The sequence below is a fragment of the Collinsella sp. D33t1_170424_A12 genome, assembly GCF_015554865.1.
Classification (GTDB): Bacteria; Actinomycetota; Coriobacteriia; order Coriobacteriales; family Coriobacteriaceae; genus Collinsella.
In genome coordinates, this window is record NZ_JADNJJ010000187.1 from 1 (window position 1) to 17,946 (window position 17,946).

Sequence of the window (17,946 nt, forward strand, 5' to 3'; positions counted from 1 at the left end):
GATATGCAAGGAGATGCACGCATGTTCTATCCGTACTACGGCTTCGGCTACGATCCCGCCTATATTGCCCTGGTGCTGATCTCGCTGGTGCTGGGTATGCTCACCCAGGCTTACATCAATTCCACCTATAAGAAGTGGTCGCGCGTGCCCTCCGGCGGCGAGAGCGGCGAGCAGGTGGCGCGCCGCATGCTGGACGCGAACGGCTGCGAGCGCGTGGGCATCCGCAGCGTATCGGGCCACCTCACCGATCACTACGACCCGCGCGACAACAACCTGTATCTCTCGCACGATAACCTCGGCGGAGGTTCCGTTGCCAGCGTGGCGGTGGCATGCCACGAGGCCGGCCACGCGGCCCAGCGCGAGCAGGGTTACTTCATGATGAAGGTGCGCCATGCGCTGGTCCCCGTGGTCAACTTCACCCAGAACATCTGGATGCTCGTGTTCTTGCTGGGCGTGTTCATGAACGTGTCCGGCCTTACCAGCATCGCCGTGGCGCTGTTCTCGTTCACCGTGATCTTCCATCTGGTCACCCTCCCGGTGGAGATCAACGCCTCCCGGCGCGCGGTCGCCTATATCGAGCAGTCCGGTATGGGCGCGGTGAACGTTCGAGGCGCGCGCCAGGTGCTCACGGCCGCGGCCCTTACCTACGTTGCCGCCGCGCTCACCTCGGTGCTGCAGCTGCTGTATATTCTTGGTCGCACGCGCTCCGAAGACGAGTAGGCGCGACGGGGCCATCGATGTTGCGAATGCGTGTCTGCGCGTCGTGCCATACTGGTACGCTGCAGGCACGCATTTTGCTTAAGAAGGAAGGAGGCGATGCGCGTGAACGGTTGGAATCTCACGGGTACCGCTTCGGCGCCATCGAACGCCGACCGCGGTGCGCTATCGGTTTCCCAAGCGGTCGATATGGCCGCGGGTGCGCTCGATGCGATCCCGCAGATCACCGTTTTGGGCGAGGTCACGGGGTTTCGCGGGCCCAACGCCCGGAGCGGCCATTGCTATTTCCAGATAAAAGACGATTCATGCGCGATGGACTGCATCATCTGGAAGGGCTCGTATGCCAAGCGCACGTTCGACCTGCGCGATGGCATGCAGGTGCATCTTATCGGCCAGTTCAACCTGTATAAGGCCGTCGGCAAGATGAGCTTCGTGGCGCGCTCGTTCGCCCTCGCGGGCGAGGGGCTCTTGCGCCAGCAGGTTGCGGAGTTGGCTGCGAAGCTGCAGCGCGAGGGCCTCATGGACGATGCCCGGAAGCGCCGCATTCCGGCGTTTTGCTCGCGGGTGGCCGTGGTGACCTCGCTGTCCGGTGCGGTTATCGACGACGTCAAGCGCACGCTGCGTCGTCGCAACCCGCTCGTCGAGCTGATATGCGTCGGCTCGAAGGTGCAGGGGGAGGGCGCTCCCGCGGAGCTGATCGAGGGCCTGCGGCGCGCAGCCTCCATCGACCCCGCGCCCGACTGCATCCTGCTGGTTCGCGGCGGCGGCTCGTTCGAGGACCTGATGACCTTTAACGACGAGGCGCTTGCGCGCGCGGTGGCGGCGTGCCCCGTGCCCGTCGTCACGGGCATAGGCCACGAGCCGGATAACTCGATTTGCGACATGGTGGGAGACCGGCGCTGCTCGACCCCCACGGCGGCCGCCGAGTCGGTGGCGCCCTCGATGGCCGAGCTTGCCGATGTGCTCGAGGCCCGGTCGCATCGGCTGTGCCGTGCGCTGGATGCCACGGTCCTTGCCGGCAACGCCGCCCTGGATACGGCAAGCCGTCGTGCCGACCGTGCGCTCGGGGCGCATCTCGCCCGTTTGCGCATGGCGCTCGATGCGGCCGCGTCCCGCCCGTGCCTCACGCGCCCCGATGCCGTGCTCGAGCAGCGCGGGGCGGATCTCGACATGACGCAGGACCGCCTCGTTGCGGCCGGGATCCGCATGCAGCACCGGATGCGCGAGCGGCTCGATGTGCTTGCCTCGCGGTTCGAGGGAAGCACGTCCGGGCTGGCGCCGCTTCGCCATGAGCTGGCGTTGTCGGCTTCTCGGCTGGAGCACGCCGGAGCGGCCATGACCGGACGAGCCGCGTCCGAGCTGGCGGCGCAAGCGGGCAAGCTCGATGCGCTCTCGCCGCTCAAGGTGCTTTCGCGCGGATACTCCATCGCCTACGGAGAGGGCGGCGTGGCGACGCGCGCTGGCGCGTTCGCGCCGGGCGACGCGCTGCGCGTGCGTATGGCCGACGGCATGGTGTACGGAACGGTTTCGCAGGTAGAATCCAATGAGGACAGAACGGAGAACTAACCATGGCAGAAGAGAAGAAGAAGGTCGAGGAGCTTTCGTATAAGGAGGCGTCCATCGAGCTCGAGGGCATCATCCGTAGCCTCGAGTCCGGCGAGCTCGAGCTGGAGGAGTCGCTCGAGGGCTATACCCGCGGCGTGGAGCTGCTCAAGAGCCTTCGCACGCGCCTGGCCGACGCCGAGCAGAAGGTATCCGTGCTGATGGCCGATGTCGACGGCGCGGACGCGCTGGTTCCCGCCGAGGCAGCGAGCGACGAGGACGCGCTGAGATTCTAATTCGCTAGAAGCTCGGGGCGCCAGCAGGCGTTTTACGGGCTTATCGCCACGTTCGCGTCCGCGCAACGGGCGCGCGAGAGGAGAGGACCATCATGGACGATTGCATTTTCTGCAAGATCGCGGCGGGCGAGATTCCCGCGACCGTCGTGTACGAGGACGATGCCGCCATCGCCTTCGACGACCTCAATCCGCAGGCGCCGGTGCATACGCTGGTGATCCCCAAGGCCCATCACGCGCATATCGTCGACGGCGTTCCCGCCGAGACGCTTGCCGCCATGGTGCATGCGATTCAGGAGGTCGCGCGCATCAAGGGCCTCGACGAGGGCTTCCGCGTGATCGCCAACACCGGCGAGGCGGCAGGCCAGACGGTGCATCATTTCCATATGCACGTGCTGGGCGGAAAGCCGCTGGGCGAAAACCTCGTGTAGCGCATGTGGAGGCCACGGGTCCCGGTGCTGCGAGGCCGCGCTGAGAGGCGCCATAAGCAGGGCTTCTAGCAGGTGTTTTTCCGTATACGATGATGATGGCAGGCCGTATGCGTCCGTTTGTGGAAAGACGGGCGTACGGCCTGATTCATATCGTATGATGAAAGACGGGCTGCAACGGCCCCGATTCGTTTTATTGAAGATAGGAGATACATGAACGTTCTGGTTATCAATGCCGGTAGCTCGAGCCTGAAGTACCAGCTGCTCAACACGAAGTCCGGCGAGGTGTTCGCCAAGGGCAACTGCGAGCGCATCGGCATCGAGGGCTCGTTCATCGGCCACGAGGAGATGGGCGTCAAGGGCAAGCTCGAGGTCGCCCTGCCCGATCACAAGACGGCTATCTCCCATGTGTTCGAGCTGCTGAAGACCGTCGACGCCCCGGTCGAGGGCATCGGCCATCGCGTGGTCCAGGGCGGTTGGTACTTCCCCGAGTCCGCCGTGGTCACCGATGAGACCCTGGCCCAGGTGCGCGAGGTGGCTCCGCTCGCCCCGCTGCACAACTACGCCGAGGCCGACGTTATCGAGATCTGCCGCGACATGTTCCCCGAGCTGGGCAACGTCATCGTGCCCGACACCGCGTTCCACTACAACATGCCCGAGCGCGCGTGGCGCTACGCCATCCCGCGCGACGTCGCTGCCCAGTACCATGTGCGCAAGTACGGCGCCCACGGCACCAGCCATCGTTTCATCTGGCGCTCCGTCAACGAGTTCCTGGGCGGCGAGGCTCACAAGGTCGTGAGCTGCCACCTGGGCTCCGGTGCATCCCTCTGCGCCATCGAGGATGGCAAATGCATGGATACGACCATGGGCCTCACCCCGCTCGACGGCCTCATCATGGGCACCCGCTGCGGCACCGTCGACCCCGCCACCGTCTTCTACCTCAACCGCGTGGCCAACATGAGCATCGATGATATCGATACCATGATGAACAAGAAGTCAGGCCTGCTGGCCGTCTCCGAGGTGTCCTCCGACTCCCGCGACGTGTGCGCCGGCGCCGCCAACGGCGACGAGCACTGCGCCATGGCGATCGAGATGTTCTGCTATCGCGCCTCGCAGCTCATCAGCGAGATGGCCGCTTCCATGCAGGGCTTCGATACCATGGTCTTCACCGCGGGTATCGGTGAGAACTCCGTCGACCTGCGCGCCGGCGTTTCCGAGCGCCTGGGTTGGCTTGGCGTCGAGATCGACCCCGAGCTCAACAAGATCCGCTCCGACGAGCCGCGCGTCATCTCCACGCCGGAGTCCAAGGTGCGCGTCCTGGTTGTTCCCACCAACGAGGAGCTTATGATCGCCCTCGACGTCGAGGCGCTGCTGGGCTAGTCCCAACTCATCAGGGAAACCGAAGCAACCCCTTTCGAGCATGTCTCGAGAGGGGTTGCTTTCATGTAGGGCGACGATGCGGCTGTCGTAAGCAGCTCGGCTCGGTGCATATCGGTGGGTTGTTCGCGCACCGGTATGCGCGGGCGCGCTATTTGACGGTGAACACGGGAATCTCGGCGGTGCGCAGCACGCCGTAGCTCACGCTGCCCAGCATGCCGCGCAGCGCGCCCAGGCCGCGACGGCCCATGACGATGAGGTCGCAGCCGTGCTCCGATGCGTAGGCGGAGATGCCGTCGACGGGGGAGGGGGAGAGCCGGGCCTCCACGACGAGCCGTGCGGCAAGATGGTTGGCGTCCTGCCCGAGGATCGCGTGAACGTTGTCGTGGAGCTCCTTATTGGAGCGCTCGGTCATGGCTGCCAGCATGGCTTCGTAATTCTGATAGTCCATGAAGGTATCGCTGATAACGGAGGGCGCTGCGAGCATGGAGGGCGGCATGATATCGCTCGAGACGACCATGACGACGTGGATGCAGGCGGCTGCGTCATCGCCCACCAGGTCGATGGCCGTATGCAGCGCGGAGCGCGCATGATCGGAATCGTCAAAGGGAACCAGGACGTTTTTGTACAGCATGAGAACCCCTTTCTCGTGAAGGATGCGGAATGCAACCATGCTCCTTAACGACTGTTGTACCCGCGCTCGCCCCGTCGTATCAGGGCACGTTGTTCGGCATCACGCGTTTTGGGGATGTGGCGGAACGCCTCGATTCGCGTCGGCGTATGTGGTCGATGCCGCATGAGGGCTGCAAGCGTCTGTGAAATGAGAGCGGGCGCTACCGCGGTGTTTTCCCGCGCGGCGGGGCTCTATAGGAAAAGCCCGGCTTCGGACGTGCCGAAGCCGGGCTGGAGCGCGCTAGGTTACGCGAGTGGACGGGCGCCCCACCGTGCCTGCAAAGCGAGCAGCCGCTCGGGGGCGGTCCGTGTGAGGTGCGGTCGGATCGCTACTCGGCCATCTGGGCCTGGACGGCGGTGATGGCGACGACGCCCACGATGTCGTCGGCGGAGCAGCCGCGGGACAGGTCGTTCACCGGCTTGGCGATGCCCTGCAGGATGGGGCCGTAGGCCTCGGCGCCGCCGAAGCGCTGGACCAGCTTGTAGCCGATGTTGCCGGTCTCGAGGTTGGGGAAGACCAGGACGTTGGCGTGGCCGGCGACCTTGGACTCGGGTGCCTTCAGCTCGGCGACGGACGGAACGATGGCGGCATCGAGCTGCAGGTCGCCGTCGATGGCGAGCTCGGGTGCCTTCTCCTTGGCGAACGCGGTGGCCTCCTGGACCTTCTTGGCGGTGTCGCCGCCGGCGGAGCCCATGGTGGAGTAGGAGAGCATGGCGACCTTGGGCTCGATGTCGCCCATGAAGGTCTTGAAGGAGTTGGCCGAGGCGATGGCGATCTCGGAGAGCTCGTCGGAGGTGGGGGCGATGTTCAGGCCGCAGTCGGCGAAGACCAGGGTGCCGTCGGCGCCGAACTCGGGCGTCTTGGTGCACATGATCATGAAGGCCGAGACCAGCCTGGTGCCGGGGGCGGTCTTCAGGATCTGCAGCGCCGGACGCAGGGTGTCGGCGGTGGAATGGCAGGCGCCGGACACCAGGCCGTCGGCGTCGCCCATCTTGACCATCATGGTGCCGAAGTAGGTGGCGTCCATGACCTGGGCGCGGGCCTGCTCGATGGTCACGCCCTTCTTGGCGCGGAGCTCGGCGAACTTCTGCGCGTACTCCTCGTGCTTCTCGGCATTTCGAGGGTCGATGACGGTGGCGCCGGGGACGTCGATCTCGTCCGGGTTGCCCAGGATGACCAGGTTGGCCAGGTCCTCGGCCACGATCTTCTTGGCGGCCTCGATGGTGCGCGGGTCCTCGCCCTCGGGCAAGACGATGGTCTTCTTGTTGGCCTTGGCAGCATCTTTCATACGGGTAAGGAAGTCGCTCATGATTCTCCTTGGACTCTCGTCGCTCCCGTGTCCAGTTGACGCGCGGTATGGCGGCCGGGCTTCTAACCAGCTGGTTTGCTGGCGCATGCGGCCGTGATTCCTTACATCGAGCTTGGGCATGTTGAGCTTTCTTGTGTGACATTGCTTATTATACGGCGCTGAGCGCTATAATCGCTGTGACAATAGGCACGACTGTGCCCATCATCTACCAAAGTGCCCGCTGGTGTATCCGGCCGGCCTGTTCAAGGAGTATCGATGCAGATCGCTTCTGGTCTTCCGACTGGTTTTAACCCGCACGATTACGACATGATCGTCGTAGGCGCCGGCTATGCGGGCGCCGTGTGCGCTCGCCGCCTCGCCGAGACCGTTGGTTTCCGCGTGGCCGTGCTGGAGCGTCGCGAGCATATCGCGGGCAACGCCTACGATTACTACGATGAGGCCGGTGTTCTTGTTCACATGTACGGCCCGCACATCTACCATACCTTCAACGAGCGCGTGCACGAGTTCCTCTCGCGTTTCACCGAGTGGACGGACTACCAGCACAAGGTGCTGGCCAACGTTCACGGCACCCTCATGCCCGTGCCCTTCAACCACCAGAGCCTGCTGCTCGCCTTCGGCGAGGAGCGCGGCGAGGAGCTCTATCGCAAGCTCGTGGATACCTTCGGCGAGAACAAGAAGGTGCCCATCATGGAGCTGCGCGAGAAGAACGACCCGGACCTGCAGGAGGTCGCGGATTATGTGTACGAGAACGTCTTCCTGCACTACACGATGAAGCAGTGGGGCCAGACCCCCGACCAGATCGACCCGTCCGTGACCGGCCGTGTTCCCGTCTTCGTCGGCGATGACGACCGCTACTTCCCGCAGGCCCCCTTCCAGGGTATGCCCAAGGAGGGCTACACCGCCCTGTTCGAGAACATGCTCGAGCACGACCTCATCGATGTCTTCTGCAACGTGGACGCCCGCGACCTGCTGACCATCGACGACGGCCGCGTCCTGGTGAACGGCGAGGTCTATGGCGGCGAGGTCGTGTACACCGGTCCGCTCGACGAGCTGTTCAACCTGGATATGGGCGATCTGCCGTACCGCTCGCTCGACATGAAGTTCGAGACCCTGGATATGGACCAGTTCCAGCCCGTGGGCACCGTCAACTACACGGTGAGCGAGGATTACACCCGCATCACCGAGTTCAAGAACATGACCGGTCAGGTGCTTCCCGGCAAGACGACCATCATGAAGGAGTACAGCCACGCCTACGTGCCCAACAGCGGTCAGACGCCATACTACGCGATCATCGATCCCGATAACCGCAAACTGTACGAGCGCTACCTCGAGCGCGTTGCCAGCGTGACCAACTTCCACCCCGTCGGCCGCCTCGCCGAGTATCGCTACTACGATATGGATGCCGTGACCTATTCCGCCCTCGAGCTTTCCGACGAGATCATTTCCTGCCATGCATAACGACACCTCCACTTGTTCGGCCGGGGCTCACAAGGTCGTGAGCTTCGGCATCCCAAGCTATAACGCCGCCGCCGACATCGATCGGTGCGTCACGTCGATTCTCGAGGGAAGCGATTACGCTTCCGATATCGAGATCATCATCGTGGACGACGGCTCGCATGACGAGACCCCCCAGAAGGCCGACGACTGGGAGGCGCGCTATCCCGGTATCGTGCGCGCCATCCATCAGGAAAACGGCGGTCATGGTATGGCGGTGCTGGCGGGCCTCGATGCCGCCACCGGCACGTATTACAAGGTGGTCGACTCCGACGACTGGCTCGATGCGGATGCCCTCGCCACCATGCTCTCGATCCTGCGCGGCTTCGAGGAGCGCGACATGCGCGTCGACCTGTTCATCTCGAACTATGTGTACGAGAAGGTCTACGAGGGCACGCGTACGGCGATCAACTACCGTTCCGCCCTGCCGCGCAAGCGCGTGTTTGGCTGGGACGAGATCGGTCGCTTCCTTCCGAGCCAGAACCTGCTCATGCATAGCCTGTGCTACCGTCGCGACGTGCTGCTGGAGGCTCACCTGCCCATGCCGGCGCATACGTTCTACGTGGATAACATCTACGCGTACGTACCCCTGCCGCGCTGCAAGACCATGTATTACGCAGATATCGACCTCTATCGCTACTTCATTGGCCGCGAGGGCCAGAGCGTGAACGAGGCCACGATGGTGAAGCGCTTGGACCAGCAGTTCCGCATCACGCGCATCATGATGAATTCCTTCCGCCTGTACGAGGATGTGGCCCAGTCGCGCCTCCGTACCTACATGATGGGCTACTTCACCATGATGATGGCTATCTGCTCGGTGTTCTCGAAGCTCTCCGATGATCCGGAAGCTCCTAAGAACCTCGAGGACCTGTGGGCCGAGCTCAAGGCCTACGATGAGCGGATGTACCGCCATGCCCGCTACGGCGTGATCGGCATCGGAACCAACCTGCCCTCGCAGCTGGGCGAGAAGACGACGATCGGCTTGTATCACCTGGCTGGAAAGATCTTCAAGTTCAACTAGGTCCGCTTGCTTCGATTCGTCGAATTCCTGTAGGGAAATGAAGGCGCCGCGACCCGTTTGGGGTCGCGGCGCCATTTTTGATAGGGGCGCGCAGGCGCGCGGGTCCGCCGCCGGGATGCCGACTCATCGCGCCGGCGTGTACCGACTGATGCGCCCGTTCAGCTCGCGACGGCAGTTTGGCGTGCCTTAGGGCAGCGATGTGAAATGCCCGAAGATGCCGACGATCATCACGATCGCTACGACGAGTATGCCCACGGCTGCAAGCAGTTCGGGCTTGCTGAATGCGCGCTCCTTCTGCTCGCGGCTGGACATGATGTAGAACGCTATGCCCGGGACATAGGCGATGCAGCAGAGCATGAGGAGCTCGACTCCGGCCACCACTACGGCCACCACAAGGAAGATGCAGGTGAAGAGGGCTACGAGAAGGTCGGGAACGGTGATGCCGCGCCGTTCCCGGCTCGCTTTCGTCCAGCCCAGCTTGACCATGTAGGCGGCGGCGAGCGTCCAGCTGATGGCGATCGAGGCCGTGCAGAGCGAGTACGCGAACTGATACGCCTCCTGCGAGAACAACATGATGATCGAGAGTATCTGGATCATGGCTCCCGTGGTAAACAGACAGGCGGTCGGCGCGCTGTACGTGTTGAGGTGCGAGAAGAACCCGGGGAGGAGCTTCATCTGCGCCATGCCGCACATGGCCTCGGCGGACAGGATGGTGAAGCTGAGCCATGCGCCCAGGATCGAGACGATGAGGCCGCCCGAGATGAAGGCGCCGCCCCACGGCCCCACCACGCTTTCGAAGATGTAGGGCATCGAGGGCGCCCCGATGGTCATGAGCTCTTCACGGGTGAGATAGCCGTATGGAAGGATGGAGGCGGCAACGTAGATGATGACGAGCGCGGTGCAGCCGAGTATGGTGGCACGGCTGACATCGGATTTGCGTTCGGCGCGGTGCCCCAGGACGCTCGCGCCCTCCATGCCCACGAAGGTCCACATCATGACCATGAAGCAGTTGACGATCTGGGTGGAAAGCGGTCCGGGCGCCCCGATCGCGGTGCCGTCGATGGTCGCAACCGACTCGCCATACATGTTGTTGGCGAGGTTCCCCCAAAAATCTGCCGTGAACACGTCGAAGCTGAAGACGAACAGCATCGCCGCGATGAATGCGAAGATGGGCACGAGCTTGCACACCATGACGATGGCGTTGAGCACGCTGGCCTCCTCGACGCCGCGGTTGACCAGCAAGACCATAAGCCAGTTGACCACGGAGATGAGCGCGATGCCCGGTATGCCGAGCTGTCCGGCGAACGGAGGGTAGAAGTAGCCGATGGCGCTGACTAACATGACGCCGAACGCGACGTTTCCGATCCAGATGGACAGCCAGTAGCCCCAGCCCGATACGAAGCCGATGAAGCGCCCGAAGCCGGCGCGCGCGTAGGCCACGACGCCATCGAGGTCGGGGGCGACGATGGAGAGGCGTCCGAGTGTGGTGGCAAGCCCCATGAAGCCGACGCCCGTGATGAGCCATGCGATGATGGCTGGTCCGGGCGCCGCTGCAGCCGAGATATCGGTGGAGAGTGCGAAGACGCCCGAACCGATCGACGAGCTGATAACGAGGGCGATGAGCCCAAGGAGGTTGATGCCCTTCTTACGCGGGGTTTCCGGGGCGGTATCGGGGCGGTCGGGGACGTGAGACATGTCGTGCGTTCCTTTGGTTGCAGCGGATGACCCGACGAGCCAAGGGGCGTCGGGACGTTTATGCAGCAATAAGGATAGCGCTATGCAACGGTGTCTTGATACGAGGGAAGGCCGAAAAGCCCCTCTGCGGTCGTGCAGCCCGCGCAGATGGCGGCTTCGAGTGCGCGCGTGGCGACGAGCCCCATCAGGTCGATGGGGTATGCAGCGCTTGACGCTGCATCGAGCGCGCCGCTCGCGAGCACGTAGATGGTGTCGCCGTCGTTGGAGGTGTGGGTGGGGCGAATGGTGTGCGCATACGCGTCAGCCGCCATCTGGGCTATCTTGGTTGCCTGCGCCTTGCTGAGCGCGGCGTTGGTGACGATGCACGAGATGGTGGTGTTCGTGCGGTCGAGCGGCATCGTCATCTGCGAGGCCATGGAGATCATGGCCTCCTCCATGTCGAGGACCTCCATGCTGTCGCTTGCGGCGCGCATGCCCGCGATCGGCGCGAGCGTGGCGGGGTCCACGACGTTGCCTACGGCGTTCACAGCGCTTACAGCGCCCATCTGGAGCTCGCCAAGCTGGAACGCGCGGGCTCCGAGGCCTGCTTTCATGGAGCGTTCGGGGCCGGCGAGCTTGCCTACCGTGGCGCCCGTGCCCGCGCCCACGGACCCTTCGGCGAGGGGGTCGGACGCGCTGAGGGAGAGCGCGTCGCGTACGGCGAGGATGCCGGATTCGCTGGACGGACGGACGTCGGAGCGTCCAAGGCCAAGGTCGAACAGGCAGCTGGAGCATACGATGGGCACGCGGCCGACGCCCACATCGAGGCCGATGCCGTGCTCTTCCAGTTCGCGTGCGGCGCCGCTCGCCGCTTCCAGGCCGTATGCGGATCCGCCGGACAAGATCACGGCATGCACCTGCTCGACCGTATTCTCAGGGCGCAGGAGATCGGTCTCGCGGCTCGCGGGTGCGGCGCCGCGTACGTCGACGCCGCCCGTCGCGCCCTCGCGGGCTACGATTGCGGTGCAGCCCGTGGCGGCATCCAGATCGGTGTAGTGGCCGAACGAGAAGCCCGGGATACTCGTAATGGAAATAGGGGTAAGGGCCATGGCGCTCTCCTTGCGTGGGGATGCCCGTCACTGCACGATGAAGGCGGACGGGCCGAGGGTGTTTAGGTGCGGGATGTCACCGTATTCGGTTGCTAGAGCTCCTGCAGGGCTCGGGCGACGCGGGCGATGGGCAACCCCACCACGTTGTAGAAATCGCCGTCGATCTTTCGAACCAACATGCGTCCGCCCGCACCCTGGATACCGTAGGCGCCCGCCTTGTCCATGGGCTCACCGCTGGCGATGTACGCGTCGATCGCGTCGTCGGAAAGGTCGTAGAAGGTGACGTCGGTCACATCGACGAACGAGGCGGCCGTGTCGTCGCGCAGCAGGGCGACGCCCGTCGCCACCTGGTGCGTCGCTCCGGACAGGGCGCGCAGCATGCGGCGGGCGTCATCGGCGTCGGCGGGTTTGCCCAGCAGCTCGCCATCAAGGGCCACGATGGTATCGGCGGCGATCACGATTTCGCCGGGTTTGGCATGTGTTCGCGCCACGGCTGCGGCCTTTGCTTTCGCCAGGCGCTCGACGAGCTCGAACGGGCCCTCGCCGGCGCGCGCGGACTCGTCGATATCGGCGGGGATGATGCGCGCATCCAGCCCGGCCTCGCTCATGAGCTCGATGCGGCGGGGCGATTGGGATGCCAAGATCATGGGCGTCTCCTTACCTGCGCGCTGCGCCACCGCACCGCGCTGTCTTCATTGCATAGAGGGCAAAACGCCCCGTTCGGCATGCGACCGAGCGGGGCGAGCGGGCGAGCGGATTAGAGCTGGATACCCTCGCGGACCTTCTGGACGGCGACGTCGCCGGCGATATCCTCGAGCACCGCGAGCGCGAAGGGAAGTGCCTGCCCCATGGCGCTTGCGGTGATGATGTTGCCGTCGCGGACGACCATCTTCTCGCCAGCGAAGGAGCCTGCGGGGAAATCGACGTCGAATCCGGGGAAGCACGTGGCGCGATGGCCCTCGAGCAGGCCGAGTTCGGCCAGGATGGACGGGGCGGCGCAGATGGCGGCGACATGCTTGCCGGCGGCGAACTCGCGCACCAGCTCGCAGACGCGCTCATCGCGTCGCAGATGGGTCGTGCCGGGCATGCCGCCGGGGAGCACCACGTAGTCGTACTCGGAGAAGTCGACGTCATCGAAGACCTCGTCGCAGGTGACGCTTACCTGCTGGGCGCTCACCACGTCGCGCGTATCCATGATGGAGACGAGGGTGGCGCGCACGCCTCCTCGGCGCAGGATATCCAGGATGGTGAGGCATTCGATGGTTTCAAATCCATCGGCGGCAAGGATGGCGACGGCGGACATGGCGCTCCTTTCGTACGGGGCTCTTGAGAATCAGCTGCGTTATACCCAAAACTCCTGGGTGCCGCGGGCGTTTCTCGATGATTTTTTCTGTTCGCGCGGCGCGGGCTTAAGCGCGGTGCGAAGCGGAGCGCGTAAGGTGGACGACGGTCTCGCAATGATATGTCTGCGGGAACAGGTCGACCGGCGTGGCGCTTACGGGGACGAAGGTGCCTTCGTCTGCAAAGCGGCGCAGGTCGCGCGCGAGGGTGGCGGGGTCGCAGGAAACGTAGGCCACATCGCGTGCGGAGGTGGAGGCGATGAGGTCGATCGCCTCGGCGGCGAGGCCCGCGCGCGGCGGATCGACCACGAGCACGTCGGCGTCCTCGTCCGGGAATTCGCGGACGGCGTCGCCGCCGATCACGTCGACGTTGTCGAGGTGCGCGATCTCGAGGTTGCGGCGCAGGTCGCGTACGGCGGGACCGTAGGCCTCGACGGCGGCGACGTATTCGCAGCGGCGGGCGAGCGGCAGGGTGAAGGTGCCGGCTCCGCAGTACAGGTCGATGGCTACCTCGTGCTCCTGCGGCTGCAGGGCTTCGAGGACGAGCTCGATCAGGATTTCGGCGGCGGCGGTGTTCACCTGGAAGAACGACGGCGCGGACAGGCGTATCTCCTCGCGTCCGATCCGCTCCGTCCACGAGCCCTCGCCCAGCAGGGATTCGACGCCGGCGATCTTGCGCGCGCGGCGGTCTCCCTTGGACATCACGCGTACCACGCTGGTGGGGTTGAGCGAATCGGCCAGAACGCGCGATACCTGACCGCGCGGGAAGCCGCCCGTGGGCGTCCAGAGCGCGACTTCGAGCGCCTTCGTGCGGCGCGATGCGCGGATGCCGACGCGCTCGAGCTCGAGGTCGCGCGAGTTGCCAAGATAGCCGAGGGCGCCCGCGACACCCTTGAGGGCTTTGGGGAACTTCTTGTCGAACAGGGGGCATGCGTCTACCCGAATCACGTCGTCGGGATTGCGGCCGTGCATGCCGAGGAAGAACTTGCCGTTGCGGTGCACGGGTGCGAGCTCGACCTTATTGCGGTAGCCCCATGCATCCTTGGCGTGTCGAATGGGCTTCACGAGCTCGTCGACCTCTTCGGGGGTGAAGCGGCCGATGCGCGAGAGCGTGGAGCGAAGGTTGTCTTCTTTGGCGGCGAGCTGCGCGTCGCGCCTCATGGCTGCCCAAGGGCAGCCGCCGCAGACGCCGGCATACGGGCAGGCGGATTCCGTGCGGGAGGGCGAGGGCTCAAGCACCTCGTCGCAGATTGCCCGCGCGAACGAAGCCCCCTCCTCAACGATACGGGCCTCGACAACATCGCCGGTTATGCCCCCGGAGACGAAGACCGCCTTGCCGTCTTCCTTGCGGGCGAGGCCGTCGGGTCCGTAGGTCATGGCCGTGATGGTGAGCTGCATGGGGCGTCCTTTTCAAAGGTTGATGGTTCGATTACAGCAGCATAGCGCAACGCCCGCCCCCATGTGCGGGCGGGCGTTGCGGAGGTATCGATGCTCGTAAAGAGAACGCAAGCGGGGCTAGCGCTTCTTGGGGGCGATGAGCGTCTTGATGCCGAGGGAGAACAGCGCGAGGGCGGTTTTGACGCGTCCCTGGCGCGGAAGCGCCAGCACGGTTCCGGGGGCATCGCCGCGGCGCGCCTTCGGGTCGTGCGCGGGCTCGCGCTCGATGATGCGGGGCACGACCGGTTGGGCGTCTGGAGCGGCTTCGTCTGATGGTGCCGGAACGGGTGCGGATGCCGGCGACGGAGCGGGCGCGGGGGCCGTGGCGGGTGCGGATGCCGGCGACGGAGCGGGCGCGGGAGCCGTGGTGGAAGGTGCCGCTGCGGCTGCCGGGGTTGCGGCGGAAGGGACGGGGGAGGCGGCGGGCTTCGCCGCGGGCTGCGGGGCGACGGCCGTCGCGGCGGCCGCGTTGAACACGGCGTCGGCGCCGGTGTGCGCGGCGCGCGGGCCGGCGGGTTTATGGGCAACGGCCGCGGCGTCGCGGTAGGCCTCGGCGAGCAGGTACTCCTGGGAGTTGAACGGCTCTTCCCCCTGGGCGGCCGAGATGTGCGCCCAGGCGCCGTCGGGGGTGAGCTCGCGCGCCTTGACGTTGTCTGCGAGCTGGGCGGCCATGTAGCCGCGCACGGCGGCGCGGACGCGCTCGTCCAGCAGCGGGTAGGCGATCTCGACGCGATGCTCGGTGTTGCGCGTCATCATGTCGGCCGACGACAGGTAGATGGTGTCGGCGTGCTCGCCGAACGCGTAGACGCGCGCATGTTCGAGGAAGCGACCCACGATGGAGCGGATATGGACGTTCTCGGTCTTGCCCTCGATACCGGGCAGCAGGCACGAGATGCCGCGGATGATCATCTCGACGCGCACGCCCGCCTGGCTCGCCTCCGAGATCTTGTCGATGACCTCGCGATCGGTGAGGGAGTTGAGCTTGAAGAACACGCGGGCCGGTTCGCCGGCGCGGGCGCGCTCGATCTCGCGGTTGAGTCCCGTCATGATGAGGGGCTTGAGCCCGGCGGGCGCCACGCCCAGGAAACGGTAGTCGCCGTTGAGGTTGCCCAGGGCGAGGTTCTGGAAGAACGCGTTGGCGTCCTCGCCGATGCCGGGATGGGCGGTCATGAGCATGAAGTCCGAATACAGGCGCGCCGTCTTCTCGTTGAAGTTGCCGGTTCCCAGCAGCGTGATGCGCTCGATGGCCATCCCGGTGCGGTAGGTGATCTGGCAGATCTTGGAGTGGCATTTAAAGCCCTCGGATCCGTAGATGACGGTGCAGCCGGCCTCCTCGAGGCGCTCGGCCCAGGCGATGTTGTTGGCTTCGTCGAACCGCGCGCGAAGCTCCATGAGCACCGTGACCTCCTTGCCGTTCTCGGCGGCGGAGATGAGCGACTCGCACAGGCGCGACTGCTTGGCTACGCGGTAGAGGGTGATGCGGATGGAGATGCATTCCTCGTCGTTGGCGGCCTGGTGCACGAGGTCGAGCAGGGGGTTCATGGATTCATAGGGGTAGAACAGCAGCTTGTCGCCCTCGAGGACCTGGTCGCGCAGGGCGCGATCGGGGTCGATGGCCGGATCGGGCTGGGGCGTGAAGGGCTTGAAGAGCAGGTCGGCGCGCTCGGACTCGGGAATGTGGCCCTCGATACCGAATACGAACCCGGGGTCGAGGGGGAAGTCGAGCGGGTAGACCGCGTACGACGGGAGCTCGAGCGCCGTGCGGATGAGCTTGAGCGTGGGGCGCTCGAGCTCGCCGCGGACCGTGAGGCAGACCGGCTGGAGGCGAAGGCGCTTCTTGAGGATGCGCTTCATATGCTGGCGGTAGTCCTCGTCCTCCTCGACGCCCTCGCCGTCGGGGTCGATGTCGGCGTTGCGGATGACGCGGATGACGGCGCGGTCCTGCGGCTCGTACATGCCGAAGCAGGTGTTCATGCACGCGAGGATCATATCTTCGAGCAGGATGTAGCGGTATGAGCCGTCCACGGAGGGCAGGCTCACCACGCGCGGCAGGGAAGCGGGAACCTCGATGAGGCCCACCAGCCCGGATTCGTTCGCGCCCTCGAGCGAGCACACGAGGTAGAGCGCCTCGTTGCGCAGGTTGGGGAACGGGTGGCGCGGATCTATGACGAGCGGGGAGATGATAGGGGATACATAGGCGTGGAAATAGCCCTCTACGAAGGCGCGGTCCTCGCCCGACAGCGTGGAGGCGTCAAGCCGGGTGACGCCGTGTTCGGACAGCTGGGCCTCGAGGTCGTTGAACGCCGTGCCGGCACGTTGGAGCAGCGGCGGCAGCGCCGACGAGATGCGCGCGATCTGCTCGGCCGGCGTGAGGTTGCTCTTGTTGTCGACGGGCTGGCGCTTGAGCGTGGCGAGGTCGGATAGGCCGCCCACGCGGACCATGAAGAACTCGTCGAGGTTGCTGCAGAAGATCGAGACGAACTTCAGGCGTTCGAAGAGCGGGACCGCGGGGTCGAAGGCCTCGTCGAGGACGCGGTTGTCGAACTTCAGCCAGGAGAGCTCGCGATTTTGCGTATAGGAATAATCGTGGCGATCGCAGGCCGACGACGATTTCATCACCTTGTTAGACTTCTTTCCGTTTTTTGGTGACATGCGGCATGCTCCTTCGCGCTGGAAATGAGACTGAATTATCCAACACTATATATAATTGCTAGAAAACCGCTGAAGAGTCGAGGGATCGAAAGCTTTATCAATCCCTTACGAATCGCAAGCGGCGCGATATTTCATCCGAACGGTACCTCATGGCCCGTAAACGGTGCATTTTGCCATATGAGTGCATAAAATAAGCTACCTAATGAATATATATCGATGTTTCAAGAGGGTGCGCGTATTGCAAATATATGCAACGAACGCCAAAACCTATCCATATCTATACGGCTGTTCTGTAAAGGATCTCTAACATCCTGAGCGGCAACTTCATGATTTCCGCACGTAAAACGCTTTAATAAGCGGGAGTGCTCAACTCGCAATACGTCGGAAATATACCGTTCCCATCCACTTTGATACCGCTTACGGTTCTGGGTGACAAGTCGCTCGAAATTGGATATAACCATAGTTGTCCGTAAGGAGGCCCGGCGAGCCGGGTCCACACGTGAATCAAGGGTCCTCGAAACCGCGGGACCCTCGGAAGAAAGGTAGGAGGCACATGACGAAAGGTCTGCACGTACCGAGCGAAATTGGCCAGCTGAAGAAGGTTTGCCTGCATCGCCCCGGTGAGGAGCTCCTGAATCTGCCGCCGTTCGAGCTCGAGCGTCTGCTGTTCGACGACGTTCCGTTCCTCGAGGTCGCTCAGGAGGAGCATGACACCTTTGCTCAGATCCTGCGCGATCAGGGTGTCGAGGTTCTCTATCTCGAGAAGCTCGTTGCCGAGGTCTTCGACCTGAACCCCGATGCACGCCAGGAGTTCCTGGATCAGTACATCGCCGAGGCCGGCATCAAGGGCAAGGAGATGCCCAAGGTCGTCCGCGAGAAG

General features: G+C 64.3%; 16 protein-coding genes. 8 read left to right on the forward strand and 8 right to left on the reverse strand.

Annotated elements, in window-relative coordinates; genetic code table 11:
- The first annotated feature begins 21 nt into the window (after nt 1-21).
- The 5 genes from I2E26_RS07840 (at nt 22) to I2E26_RS07860 (ending at nt 4,360) form a co-directional block, all read left to right on the forward strand.
- Nucleotides 22-720 (forward strand): zinc metallopeptidase, encoded by a 699-nt coding sequence (locus I2E26_RS07840; protein WP_147588062.1) that lies wholly within the window; start codon nt 22-24, stop codon nt 718-720.
- A 102-nt stretch (nt 721-822) separates the two neighbouring features.
- Entirely contained in the window at nt 823-2,283 is a 1,461-nt protein-coding gene (xseA, locus tag I2E26_RS07845) for an exodeoxyribonuclease VII large subunit (protein ID WP_370551473.1), read from the forward strand.
- Between the two features lie 2 nt (nt 2,284-2,285).
- On the forward strand, nt 2,286-2,555 hold the full coding sequence (gene xseB / locus I2E26_RS07850) for an exodeoxyribonuclease VII small subunit (protein WP_195420291.1): 270 nt from the start codon (nt 2,286-2,288) through the stop codon (nt 2,553-2,555).
- Between the two features lie 92 nt (nt 2,556-2,647).
- Entirely contained in the window at nt 2,648-2,983 is a 336-nt protein-coding gene (locus I2E26_RS07855; protein ID WP_195420292.1) for an HIT domain-containing protein, read from the forward strand.
- A gap of 210 nt (nt 2,984-3,193) precedes the next feature.
- The gene (locus I2E26_RS07860; RefSeq protein ID WP_147588066.1) at nt 3,194-4,360 is read left to right on the forward strand and encodes an acetate/propionate family kinase; all 1,167 of its coding nucleotides are present in this window, start codon (nt 3,194-3,196) and stop codon (nt 4,358-4,360) included.
- A 148-nt stretch (nt 4,361-4,508) separates the two neighbouring features.
- Here the strand turns inward: I2E26_RS07860 and I2E26_RS07865 are convergent, their stop codons facing one another.
- Nucleotides 4,509-4,991: a universal stress protein gene (locus I2E26_RS07865; protein WP_195420293.1), complete on the reverse strand. Its 483-nt coding sequence runs from the start codon at nt 4,989-4,991 to the stop codon at nt 4,509-4,511.
- A gap of 367 nt (nt 4,992-5,358) precedes the next feature.
- Complete coding sequence (pta, locus tag I2E26_RS07870) at nt 5,359-6,339, reverse strand: phosphate acetyltransferase (RefSeq protein ID WP_147588068.1); 981 nt, start codon at nt 6,337-6,339, stop codon at nt 5,359-5,361.
- A 255-nt stretch (nt 6,340-6,594) separates the two neighbouring features.
- Here pta and glf point away from each other — a divergent pair, with 255 nt between their 5' ends.
- Together glf and I2E26_RS07880 are read left to right on the forward strand one after the other, a co-directional pair.
- Complete coding sequence (gene glf, locus I2E26_RS07875; protein ID WP_147588069.1) at nt 6,595-7,797, forward strand: UDP-galactopyranose mutase; 1,203 nt, start codon at nt 6,595-6,597, stop codon at nt 7,795-7,797.
- Nucleotides 7,790-8,854: a glycosyltransferase family 2 protein gene (locus I2E26_RS07880; protein WP_195420294.1), complete on the forward strand. Its 1,065-nt coding sequence runs from the start codon at nt 7,790-7,792 to the stop codon at nt 8,852-8,854. The genes glf and I2E26_RS07880 overlap by 8 nt, the downstream gene beginning before the upstream one ends.
- Before the next feature lie 186 nt (nt 8,855-9,040).
- Here the strand turns inward: I2E26_RS07880 and I2E26_RS07885 are convergent, their stop codons facing one another.
- The 6 genes from I2E26_RS07885 to ppk1 form a co-directional block, all read right to left on the reverse strand.
- Entirely contained in the window at nt 9,041-10,549 is a 1,509-nt protein-coding gene (locus tag I2E26_RS07885) for a basic amino acid/polyamine antiporter (protein ID WP_195420295.1), read from the reverse strand.
- Nucleotides 10,550-10,629: 80 nt separating this feature from the next.
- Nucleotides 10,630-11,637, reverse strand: a complete 1,008-nt coding sequence (locus I2E26_RS07890; protein ID WP_195420296.1) for a P1 family peptidase — start codon at nt 11,635-11,637, stop codon at nt 10,630-10,632.
- 92 nt (nt 11,638-11,729) lie between these two features.
- Nucleotides 11,730-12,284, reverse strand: a complete 555-nt coding sequence (locus tag I2E26_RS07895; RefSeq protein ID WP_147588073.1) for a nucleoside triphosphate pyrophosphatase — start codon at nt 12,282-12,284, stop codon at nt 11,730-11,732.
- A gap of 110 nt (nt 12,285-12,394) precedes the next feature.
- Nucleotides 12,395-12,940: a DJ-1 family glyoxalase III gene (locus tag I2E26_RS07900; RefSeq protein WP_147588074.1), complete on the reverse strand. Its 546-nt coding sequence runs from the start codon at nt 12,938-12,940 to the stop codon at nt 12,395-12,397.
- A gap of 106 nt (nt 12,941-13,046) precedes the next feature.
- On the reverse strand, nt 13,047-14,375 hold the full coding sequence (rlmD, locus tag I2E26_RS07905; protein WP_195420297.1) for a 23S rRNA (uracil(1939)-C(5))-methyltransferase RlmD: 1,329 nt from the start codon (nt 14,373-14,375) through the stop codon (nt 13,047-13,049).
- 117 nt (nt 14,376-14,492) lie between these two features.
- Nucleotides 14,493-17,066 carry a polyphosphate kinase 1 gene (ppk1, locus tag I2E26_RS07910; RefSeq protein ID WP_229056506.1) on the reverse strand — a complete coding sequence of 858 codons (2,574 nt, stop codon included), beginning with the start codon at nt 17,064-17,066 and terminating at the stop codon, nt 14,493-14,495.
- Nucleotides 17,067-17,619: 553 nt separating this feature from the next.
- On the opposite strand from ppk1, the gene I2E26_RS07915 reads away from it, so the two are divergent.
- On the forward strand, nt 17,620-17,946 hold a 327-nt coding region (locus tag I2E26_RS07915), incomplete at its 3' end, for an arginine deiminase family protein (RefSeq protein ID WP_229056507.1).

Coding starts and splice junctions, on each gene's coding strand:
- I2E26_RS07895 (WP_147588073.1), bottom strand. CDS start 12,284: ATGATCTTGGCATCCCAATCGCCCCGCCGCATCGAGCTCATGAGCGAG.
- I2E26_RS07840 (WP_147588062.1), top strand. CDS start 22: ATGTTCTATCCGTACTACGGCTTCGGCTACGATCCCGCCTATATTGCC.
- I2E26_RS07890 (WP_195420296.1), bottom strand. CDS start 11,637: ATGGCCCTTACCCCTATTTCCATTACGAGTATCCCGGGCTTCTCGTTC.
- I2E26_RS07885 (WP_195420295.1), bottom strand. CDS start 10,549: ATGTCTCACGTCCCCGACCGCCCCGATACCGCCCCGGAAACCCCGCGT.
- rlmD (WP_195420297.1), bottom strand. CDS start 14,375: ATGCAGCTCACCATCACGGCCATGACCTACGGACCCGACGGCCTCGCC.
- pta (WP_147588068.1), bottom strand. CDS start 6,339: ATGAGCGACTTCCTTACCCGTATGAAAGATGCTGCCAAGGCCAACAAG.
- xseB (WP_195420291.1), top strand. CDS start 2,286: ATGGCAGAAGAGAAGAAGAAGGTCGAGGAGCTTTCGTATAAGGAGGCG.
- I2E26_RS07855 (WP_195420292.1), top strand. CDS start 2,648: ATGGACGATTGCATTTTCTGCAAGATCGCGGCGGGCGAGATTCCCGCG.
- I2E26_RS07900 (WP_147588074.1), bottom strand. CDS start 12,940: ATGTCCGCCGTCGCCATCCTTGCCGCCGATGGATTTGAAACCATCGAA.
- I2E26_RS07880 (WP_195420294.1), top strand. CDS start 7,790: ATGCATAACGACACCTCCACTTGTTCGGCCGGGGCTCACAAGGTCGTG.
- I2E26_RS07860 (WP_147588066.1), top strand. CDS start 3,194: ATGAACGTTCTGGTTATCAATGCCGGTAGCTCGAGCCTGAAGTACCAG.
- ppk1 (WP_229056506.1), bottom strand. CDS start 17,066: ATGTCACCAAAAAACGGAAAGAAGTCTAACAAGGTGATGAAATCGTCG.
- I2E26_RS07865 (WP_195420293.1), bottom strand. CDS start 4,991: ATGCTGTACAAAAACGTCCTGGTTCCCTTTGACGATTCCGATCATGCG.
- glf (WP_147588069.1), top strand. CDS start 6,595: ATGCAGATCGCTTCTGGTCTTCCGACTGGTTTTAACCCGCACGATTAC.